This window comes from Kitasatospora sp. NPDC091257 (genome assembly GCF_044757675.1).
Lineage (GTDB): Bacteria > Actinomycetota > Actinomycetes > Streptomycetales > Streptomycetaceae > Kitasatospora > Kitasatospora lactacystinica.
Genome location: NZ_JBIVVI010000263.1, coordinates 1 through 8595 on the forward strand (window position 1 = coordinate 1; position 8595 = coordinate 8595).

Consider the following 8595-nt stretch of genomic DNA (forward strand, 5'->3'; position numbering starts at 1 on the left):
GGGATGGATGATTTACCTGACACTCTGATCACCCGGAGCCCCCGCTCCGGCCCCCACCGGCCCCGGAGGCCCGCGATGCTCCCCACCGTCGCCCGAGTCCTCGACCTGGACGTGATGCGGCGCGGCCTGCCCCAGGTGGTGGCCGGCGCCGACCACCTGGAGCGGCCGGTCCGCTGGGTCCACGTCAGCGAGCTGCCCGACGTCGCCGGGATGCTCCGCGGCGGCGAGCTGGTGCTGACCACCGGCATCGCCCTGCCCGAGGACCGCGAGGGCCTGGCCCGCTACGTGCGCGAACTGGACGAGGTCGGGGTGGCCGGCCTGGTCGTCGAGTTCGGGCGGCGCTACTTCGACTCGCTCCCCCGCGCCCTGGTCAACGCCGCCGAACAGCGCGGCCTGCCGCTGATCACGCTCCGCCGAGAGCTGCGCTTCGTCGCCGTCACCGAGGCCGTGCACGCCCTGGTGGTCAACGCCCAGCTGGAGCAGCTGAGGATCTCCGAGTCCGTCCACCAGGTCTTCAACGAGCTCGTGGTGGAGGGCGCCGAAGCGCCCGAGGTGATCCGCCAGGTGGCCCGGATGGCCGGCGCCCCGGTCGTCCTGGAGAACCTGGCCCACCAGGTGCTCGCCCACGACACCGCCGGGCGCCCGGAGGCCGAGGTGCTGGAGGACTGGGAGCGCCGCTCGCGCGGGGTCCGCCCCGCCGGGCGCACCGGCCACGACCCGCGCAGCGGCTGGCTGGTCACCGCCGTCGGCGCCCGCGGCCAGGACTGGGGCCGGCTGGTGCTGGTGCAGGAGCCCGGCCCGCTGCCCGAGGGCGAGGCCCACCCCCACGCCATGCTGCTGGAGCGCGGCGCCTCCGCGCTGGCCCTCAACCGGCTGGTGGTGCGCGACCGGGAGAGCCTGGAGCGGCAGACCCACCGCACCCTGCTGTCCGGCATCCTCACCCACGCCCTGACCGTCTCCGAGGCGGCGCTGCGCGCCCAGGCCCTCGGCGTTCCGCTGGAGGGCCGCCGGCTGGTCGGCGTGGTGCTGCGGCAGCGGCGCGGACCGATCCCGGCCGCGCTGGAGGCCCAGGCCCGGCTGCGCGACTTCACCGAGCTGGCCGCCGGCGCGGTCCGGGCCTGCCGGCTGACCGCCCTGGTCGGCGCGCTGGACGACGAGGCCGTCGGCCTGCTGGTCGCGCTCGGCACCCAGCAGGACGAGCACGCCGCGCTGGACGCCCTGTCGGCCGCGCTGCGCCGGATGTCCGCCGAGGCCGGACGGGACGGCGGCGACCCGGCGGGCCCGGTGGTCGCCGTCGGCTCCTCGGTCGGCTCGGTGCGCGACGCCCGGCGCACCCTGCTGGAGGCCACCCAGGTCGCCGACGCCGCCCTGCACGACGCGCCCGGCGGCCGCAGCTCCTCCTACTACCGGCTGCCGGACGTCCGGCTGCGCGGCCTGCTCCACCTGCTGCGCGACGACGCCCGGCTGCAGACGTACGTGGAGCGGGAGCTGGGCCCGCTGCTGGCCCACGACGCCGAGCACAACGGCCAGTTGGTGCAGATGCTGCGGATCTACCTGGAGCAGGGCCGCAACAAGTCGGCCGCGGCGGACGCGGCGCACCTGTCCCGGCCGTCCTTCTACGACCGGCTGCACAAGGTCGAGCGGATCCTCGGCGTCGACCTCGACCAGGTGGAGTCCTGCCTCTCCCTGCACGTGGCGCTGCTCGCGCTGGACGCCGTCCGGCGCTGAGCGGGGCGCGCGCCCCGGGGCGGCGCCGGGCCCCGCGCGTCACACCCCGGTGATGCGTCCCCAGACCTTGTGCAGCTCGGGCCGCTCGGCCGAGCTGACGTCGCGCATGGTGTGCAGCCGGGCCCGCATCTCCTCGGTCGGGAACACCAGCGGGTTCTCGGCGAGTTCGGCCTTCTCCTTGTCGCCACTGGCCGCCAGCACCTCGCGGGCGGCCGGCACCGGGCAGATGTACTGGACGAACGCGGCGAGTTCGGCCGCCACCTCGGGCTGGTAGTAGTAGTCGATCAGCAGCTCGGCGTTGCGCTTGTGGGCGGCCCGGTTGGGGATCATCAGGCTCTCCGCCCACAGCTCGCCGCCCTCCTCCGGCACCACGAACTCGATGTCCGGGTTCTCGGCGGTCAGCTGGACGGCGTCGCCCGAGTAGGCCTGGCAGGCGAGCGCCGCACCGGAGGCGAGGTCGCTGGTGTAGTCGTTGCCGGTGAAGCGCCGGACGTGGCCGCTGTCGACCACCTTCTGCACCAGGTCCATCGCCTTGCGCGCGTCGTCGTCGCCGAACGTCGCGATGTCCGCGCCCTGGGAGAGCATCAGCAGCCCGAGTGCCTCGTCCAGCCCGGCGAACAGCGTGACCCGGCCCTTGAGGTCGGGCGCCCACAGGTCGGCGGTGGACCTGATCTCCCGGCCGAGCGCCTTGCGGTTGTAGGCGATGCCGGTGATCCCGGACTGCCAGGGCACGCTGCGCCTGCGCCCGGGGTCGAAGGCCGGGTCGGCGAGCTGCGGGTCCAGGTTGGCCGTGACGTTGGGCAGGTTGGCCCGGTCCATCGCCTGCACCCAGCCCAGCGAGACGTACCGCCCGGCCATCCAGTCGCTGATCACCATCAGGTCCCGGCCGGGGGCGGCGCCCTGGGTGAGCACCGGGCTGATCTTGCCGAAGAACTCGTCGTTGTCGTTGATGTCCTCGGTGTAGGTGACCTCGATCCCGGTCTTCTCGCCGAAGGCGTCCAGGGTCGGACGCCCGCCCGCGTCGTCGGTGTCGATGTACTGGGTCCAGTTGGAGAAGGCGAGCCGCTTGTCGCTCTCCGAGCGGTCCGGTGCCGAGCGACGGTCCTCGGCCACGTACGCGGACGGGATGCCGCAGCCGGTCAGGGTGCCGGCGCCGAGCAGCGCGGCCCCGCCGAGCACGGAACGTCGGCGGATGCGTGCGGGCCCCTGCGGGCGGTCGGCGACGGAGCGACGGGTCGGGGTGGTGCTGCTGGGCATGAGCGGCCTTCCGGAGCGTGGGACGGCCCCGGGCACACGGGTGCTCGGGGCCGTCCTGGTAGGTACGTCAGACAGTGTGCGCGTCGGTGAGCGACAGCACCTCGTCCAGCACCGCGAGGCCGGTCTTGGCCTCCTCCTCGGTGACGGTGCACGGCGGGACGACGTGGAAGCGGTTCATGTTGACGAACGGCCAGAGCCCGCGCTGCTTGCAGGCGGCGGCCAGCTCGGCCATCGGCGCGTTGGCGGCGCCGGCCGCGTTGTAGGGCACCAGCGGCTCGCGGGTCTCCCGGTCCTTCACCAGGTCGAGCGCCCAGAACACGCCGAGGCCGCGGACCTCGCCGATCGACGGGTGCCGCTCCGCCAGCTCGCGCAGGCCGGGGCCGAGCACGTTCTCGCCGATGTGCCTGGCGTTCTCGACGATGCCCTCCTCCGCCATCGTGTTGATGGTCGCCACCGCCGAGGCGCAGGCCAGCGGGTGGCCGGAGTAGGTGAGCCCGCCGGGGAAGGCCCGCTCGGCGAAGGTGGCCGCGATCTCGGCGCTGATCGCCACGCCGCCCAGCGGCACGTAGCCCGAGTTGACGCCCTTGGCGAAGGTGAGCAGGTCCGGGGTGACGCCCCAGTGGTCGGCGGCGAACCACTCACCGGTGCGGCCGAAGCCGGCCATCACCTCGTCCAGGATGAACACGATCCCGTAGCGGTCGCAGATCTCCCGCACCCCGGCCAGGTAGCCCGCCGGCGGGACCAGGACGCCCGCGGTGCCGACCACGGTCTCCAGGATGACCGCCGCGACGGTGCCGGGCCCCTCGAACGCGATCACCTGCTCCAGGTGCTCCAGCGCGCGCTCGCACTCCTGCGCCTCGTTCTCGGCGTGGAAGTTGGAGCGGTAGGGGTACGGCCCCCAGAAGTGCACCACGCCGGAGACGCCGCCCTCGTTGGGCCAGCGCCGCGGGTCGCCGGTGAGGGCGATCGCGTTGGCGGTGGCGCCGTGGTACGAGCGGTAGGTGGACAGCACCTTCTGCCGGCCGGTGTGCAGCCGGGCCAGCCGGATGGCGTTCTCGTTGGCCTCGGCGCCGCCGTTGGTGAAGAAGATCTTGTCCAGGTCACCGGGGGTGCGCTCGGCGATCAGCCGGGCGGCCTCGCTGCGCGACTCGACCGCGAAACCGGGGGCGATGGTGCAGAGCTTCGCCGCCTGCTCCTGGATCGCGGCGACCACCCTCGGGTGCTGGTGACCGATGTTGGTGTTGACCAGCTGCGAGGAGAAGTCGAGGTAGCGGTTGCCGTCGTAGTCCCAGAAGTACGAGCCCTCGGCGCCGGCCACCGCGAGGGGGTCGATCAGTGCCTGGGCGGACCACGAGTGGAAGACGTGCGCGCGGTCGGCCGCCTTGACGGCCTGGCCGGTGGCTGAGTCAGCGGTGGGAATGCTCATGCCGGTAAGGCTAGGGCGGCCCGTCCCCGAAGGGCAGTTCCATCGTGTCAGCCGGTCGCGCCAACCGCCGACAGGATGCAAAGACACAGGGCCCGGGTCGAGAAGACCCGGGCCCATGGTCGGTTCAGCTGACTTATCAGCGCACTCAGATCGCGGTCATGACGTGCTTCACGCGGGTGTAGTCCTCGAAGCCGTACGCCGACAGGTCCTTGCCGTACCCGGACTTCTTGAAGCCACCGTGCGGCATCTCGGCGACCAGCGGGATGTGGGTGTTGATCCAGACGCAGCCGAAGTCGAGGCGGCGCGACATCCGCATGGCGCGGGCGTGGTCCTTGGTCCACACCGAGGAGGCCAGCGCGAACTCGACGCCGTTGGCGTACGCCACGGCCTGGTCCTCGTCGGTGAACTTCTGCACGGTGATGACCGGGCCGAAGACCTCGTTCTGGATGATCTCGTCGTCCTGGTTCAGGCCGGAGACGACGGTCGGGGCGTAGAAGTAGCCCTTGTCGCCGACCCGGTGGCCACCGGCCTCGACCTTGGCGTGGGCGGGCAGCCGCTCGATGAAGCCGGAGACCTGCTTCAGCTGGTTGGCGTTGTTCAGCGGGCCGTACAGCACGTCCTCGTCGTCCACGCCGCCGGTCTTGGTCTCGGCCGCGGCCTTGGCCAGCGCCTCGACGAAGGCGTCGTGGATCGACTCGTGCACCAGCACGCGGGTGGCGGCGGTACAGTCCTGGCCGGCGTTGAAGTAGCCCGCCACCGAGATGCCCTCGACGGCCTCGGCGATGTCGGCGTCCTCGAAGACCACGACCGGGGCCTTGCCGCCCAGCTCCAGGTGGACGCGCTTGACGTCCTTGGAGGCGGACTCGGCGACCGAGATGCCGGCGCGCACCGAGCCGGTGATGGAGGCCATCGCCGGGGTCCTGTGCTCGACCATCAGCCTGCCGGTCTCGCGGTCGCCGCAGATGACGTTGAAGATGCCGGCCGGCAGCTCCAGCTCCTTGAGCACGCCGCCGATGATCTCGGCCAGCAGCACGGTGGAGGCCGGGGTGGTGTCGGAGGGCTTCAGCACGACGGCGTTGCCCGCGGCGATGGCCGGGGCGAACTTCCAGACGGCCATCATCATCGGGTAGTTCCACGGCGCGACCTGGGCGCAGACGCCGACCGGCTCGCGGCGGATGATCGAGGTCATCCCGTCCATGTACTCACCCGCGGCCTTGCCCTCCAGCATGCGGGCGGCGCCGGCGAAGAACCGGATCTGGTCCACCATCGGGCCGATCTCCTCGGAGAGGGTCAGCGCGCGGGGCTTGCCGGTGTTGCGCACCTCGGTGTCGACGATCTCGTCGGCGCGGGCCTCGACCGCGTCGGCGATCTTGAGCAGCAGCTTCTGGCGGGTGCTGGGGGTGGCGTCGCGCCAGATCGGGAACGCGGCGTCGGCGGAGGCCATGGCGGCGTCCACGTCCGCGGCGCCGGACAGCGGCGACGTCGCGTACACCTCGCCGGTGGTCGGGTCCACGATGTCGAGCGTGCGGCCGTCGGCCGCGTCGACGAACTCACCGTTGATGTAGTTGCGCAGCGCGCGAAGGTCGCTCACGGATCTCTCCTCGGTCTGGGCCTGCGGCATTGCAGATTCCGGCGCAATGGTACGTCGGCGGATCCGGCGTACGAAGGGTCCCGAGTGGCCGCGACCGGAGCGGCACGGTCCACTGGTGGCGGTACGCGCAGCGGCCCTCGGGGTCGCGCGCGTACCGTGCCAGGGTAGCCGCACGACTGCCGGTATCGACAGGGCGAGCTCGCTTCAGCGATGAAATCCGCATGCGTTTTCCAAGATCACGACGAAATCAGCAGCTTCCACGCTTGCGAACACGGGAACGATCAGGCACAGTGGCCGCGTGGCCAACCGCGACCGGAACGCCAGCGTTCCCCTCGACGCCGCCTCCAAGGCGATCATCGAGCAACTCCAGGAGGACGGGCGCCGCCCGTACGCCGCCATCGGCAAGGCCGTCGGCCTGTCCGAGGCGGCCGTGCGGCAGCGCGTCCAGAAGCTGCTCGACCAGGGCGTGATGCAGATCGTCGCCGTCACGGACCCGCTCACCGTCGGCTTCACCCGCCAGGCGATGGTCGGAATCCGGGTCGAGGGCGACATCGAGCCCGTCGCCGACGCGTTGGCCGCCCTCGACGAGGTCGACTACGTCGTCTGCACCGCAGGCTCGTTCGACCTCCTGGCCGAACTGGTCTGCGAGGACGACGAGCACCTGCTCGAACTGATCAACAAGCGCATCCGCGCCCTTCCCGGCGTGCGGAGCACCGAGAGCTTCGTTTACCTGAAGCTCCGGAAACAGACCTACACCTGGGGCACCCGATGACAGCCGACCCGGCGCAGAAGGACCTTTCCAAGACCGCCTACGACCACCTGTGGATGCACTTCACCCGCATGTCGTCGTACGAGAACTCCCCCGTGCCGACGATCGTCAAGGGCGAGGGCACCTACGTCTGGGACGACAAGGGACGCAAGTACCTCGACGGCCTCGCCGGCCTGTTCGTCGTCCAGGCCGGCCACGGCCGTGAGGAGCTCGCCGAGGCCGCCGCCAAGCAGGCCAAGGAGCTCGCCTTCTTCCCGGTGTGGAGCTACGCCCACCCGAAGGCCGTCGAGCTGGCCGAGCGCCTGGCCAACTACGCCCCGGGCGACCTGAACAAGGTCTTCTTCTCCACCGGTGGCGGCGAGGCCGTCGAGACCGCCTGGAAGCTCGCCAAGCAGTACTTCAAGCTGACCGGCAAGCCGACCAAGTACAAGGTCATCTCGCGCGCCGTCGCCTACCACGGCACCCCGCAGGGCGCCCTGTCCATCACCGGCCTGCCGGGCCTGAAGGCCCCGTTCGAGCCGCTGGTGCCGGGCACCCACAAGGCCCCGAACACCAACATCTACCGCGCCCCGGCCTTCCTCGAGGGCCCCGACGGCACGGTCGACCCCGAGGCCTACGGCCGCTGGTGCGCCGACGAGATCGAGGTGGCCATCCTCAACGAGGGCGCCGAGACCGTCGCCGCCGTCTTCGTCGAGCCGGTGCAGAACGCCGGTGGCTGCTTCCCGCCGCCGCCCGGGTACTTCCAGCGGCTGCGCGAGATCTGCGACCGCCACGACGTGCTGCTGGTCTCGGACGAGGTCATCTGCGCCTTCGGCCGCCTGGGCACCATGTTCGGCGCCGACAAGTTCGGCTACCAGCCCGACATGATCACCTGCGCCAAGGGCATGACCTCGGGCTACTCCCCGATCGGCGCCACGATCATCTCGGACCGCCTCGCCGAGCCGTTCTACAAGGGTGACAACACCTTCCTGCACGGCTACACCTTCGGCGGCCACCCGGTCTCCTCCGCGGTGGCGCTGGCCAACCTCGACATCTTCGAGCGCGAGGGCCTGAACCAGCACGTGCTCGACAACGAGGCCGCGTTCCTGGGCACCCTGAACAAGCTGCGCGACCTGCCGATCGTCGGCGACGTCCGCGGCAACGGGTACTTCTACGGCATCGAGCTCGTGAAGGACAAGGTCACCAAGGAGTCGTTCAACGACGAAGAGATCGAGCGCGTCCTCTACGGCTTCCTGTCGAAGGCCCTCTTCGACAACGGCCTGTACTGCCGCGCCGACGACCGTGGCGACCCGGTCATCCAGCTGGCCCCGCCGCTGATCTCCGACCAGTCGACCTTCGACGAGATCGAGCAGATCCTGCGGACCAGCCTCACCGACGCGTGGGCGAAGATCTGATCCCCTGAGCCTTCTTCCCCACCCTCCGCCGAAGGGCGGCCCCGCTCCCCGCGGGGCCGCCCTTCGGCGTGCCCGGCCCGGTTTCCCACTCCCGGAACATCACAGTCGTACGACCAAACATGCCTGAATGCGGGTGATTTGCCCGTGATGGACCAGAGCGCCGCCACCGCGACCAGCCCCCGTCGTTCTAATCTGACGACTGTCATATCCCTGCGGCCACCCAGGATGGATCCTCATGTCAGCGGCACCGCCTGACAACGACGTGCTGTGGGCCCGAGGGATCGTCAAGTCCCATGACGGCACCCCCGCCCTGCGCGGCATCTCGCTCGGCGTCCGCGAGGGCGAGGTGCTCGCCGTCACCGGCCCGCGCGGCTCCGGCAAGAGCACCCTGCTCGACTGCCTCTCCGCGCAGCTCCCGGTCGACGAGGGG

The 8595-nt window shown here is 71.2% G+C and carries 7 protein-coding genes; 4 read left to right on the plus strand and 3 right to left on the minus strand.

Going from position 1 to position 8595, the window contains the following annotated elements:
- Positions 1-75: 75 nt before the first annotated feature.
- Complete coding sequence (locus ACIQOV_RS14950; protein ID WP_387693714.1) at positions 76-1728, plus strand: PucR family transcriptional regulator; 1653 nt, start codon at positions 76-78, stop codon at positions 1726-1728.
- A gap of 39 nt (positions 1729-1767) precedes the next feature.
- On the opposite strand, the gene ACIQOV_RS14955 is transcribed toward ACIQOV_RS14950, so the two are convergent.
- The 3 genes from ACIQOV_RS14955 to ACIQOV_RS14965 all read right to left on the minus strand — a co-directional run bounded on the left by ACIQOV_RS14955 (position 1768) and on the right by ACIQOV_RS14965 (position 6002).
- On the minus strand, positions 1768-2985 hold the full coding sequence (locus ACIQOV_RS14955; protein ID WP_401048672.1) for a spermidine/putrescine ABC transporter substrate-binding protein: 1218 nt from the start codon (positions 2983-2985) through the stop codon (positions 1768-1770).
- Between the two features lie 67 nt (positions 2986-3052).
- Entirely contained in the window at positions 3053-4411 is a 1359-nt protein-coding gene (locus tag ACIQOV_RS14960) for an aspartate aminotransferase family protein (RefSeq protein ID WP_401048674.1), read from the minus strand.
- Between the two features lie 145 nt (positions 4412-4556).
- A complete protein-coding gene (locus ACIQOV_RS14965; RefSeq protein ID WP_401048676.1) occupies positions 4557-6002 on the minus strand; it encodes a gamma-aminobutyraldehyde dehydrogenase in 1446 nt (481 codons plus the stop codon).
- 298 nt (positions 6003-6300) lie between these two features.
- Here ACIQOV_RS14965 and ACIQOV_RS14970 point away from each other — a divergent pair, with 298 nt between their 5' ends.
- The 3 genes from ACIQOV_RS14970 to ACIQOV_RS14980 all read left to right on the plus strand — a co-directional run.
- On the plus strand, positions 6301-6774 hold the full coding sequence (locus ACIQOV_RS14970; protein ID WP_030243538.1) for an Lrp/AsnC family transcriptional regulator: 474 nt from the start codon (positions 6301-6303) through the stop codon (positions 6772-6774).
- Positions 6771-8165 (plus strand): aspartate aminotransferase family protein, encoded by a 1395-nt coding sequence (locus tag ACIQOV_RS14975; RefSeq protein ID WP_401048678.1) that lies wholly within the window; start codon positions 6771-6773, stop codon positions 8163-8165. Before ACIQOV_RS14970 ends, ACIQOV_RS14975 begins: the two co-directional genes overlap by 4 nt.
- A 235-nt stretch (positions 8166-8400) precedes the next feature.
- A partial coding sequence (locus tag ACIQOV_RS14980; protein ID WP_401048680.1) for an ATP-binding cassette domain-containing protein occupies positions 8401-8595 on the plus strand: 195 nt, incomplete at its 3' end.

Coding starts and splice junctions, on each gene's coding strand:
- ACIQOV_RS14950 (WP_387693714.1), top strand. CDS start 76: ATGCTCCCCACCGTCGCCCGAGTCCTCGACCTGGACGTGATGCGGCGC.
- ACIQOV_RS14955 (WP_401048672.1), bottom strand. CDS start 2,985: ATGCCCAGCAGCACCACCCCGACCCGTCGCTCCGTCGCCGACCGCCCG.
- ACIQOV_RS14960 (WP_401048674.1), bottom strand. CDS start 4,411: ATGAGCATTCCCACCGCTGACTCAGCCACCGGCCAGGCCGTCAAGGCG.
- ACIQOV_RS14975 (WP_401048678.1), top strand. CDS start 6,771: ATGACAGCCGACCCGGCGCAGAAGGACCTTTCCAAGACCGCCTACGAC.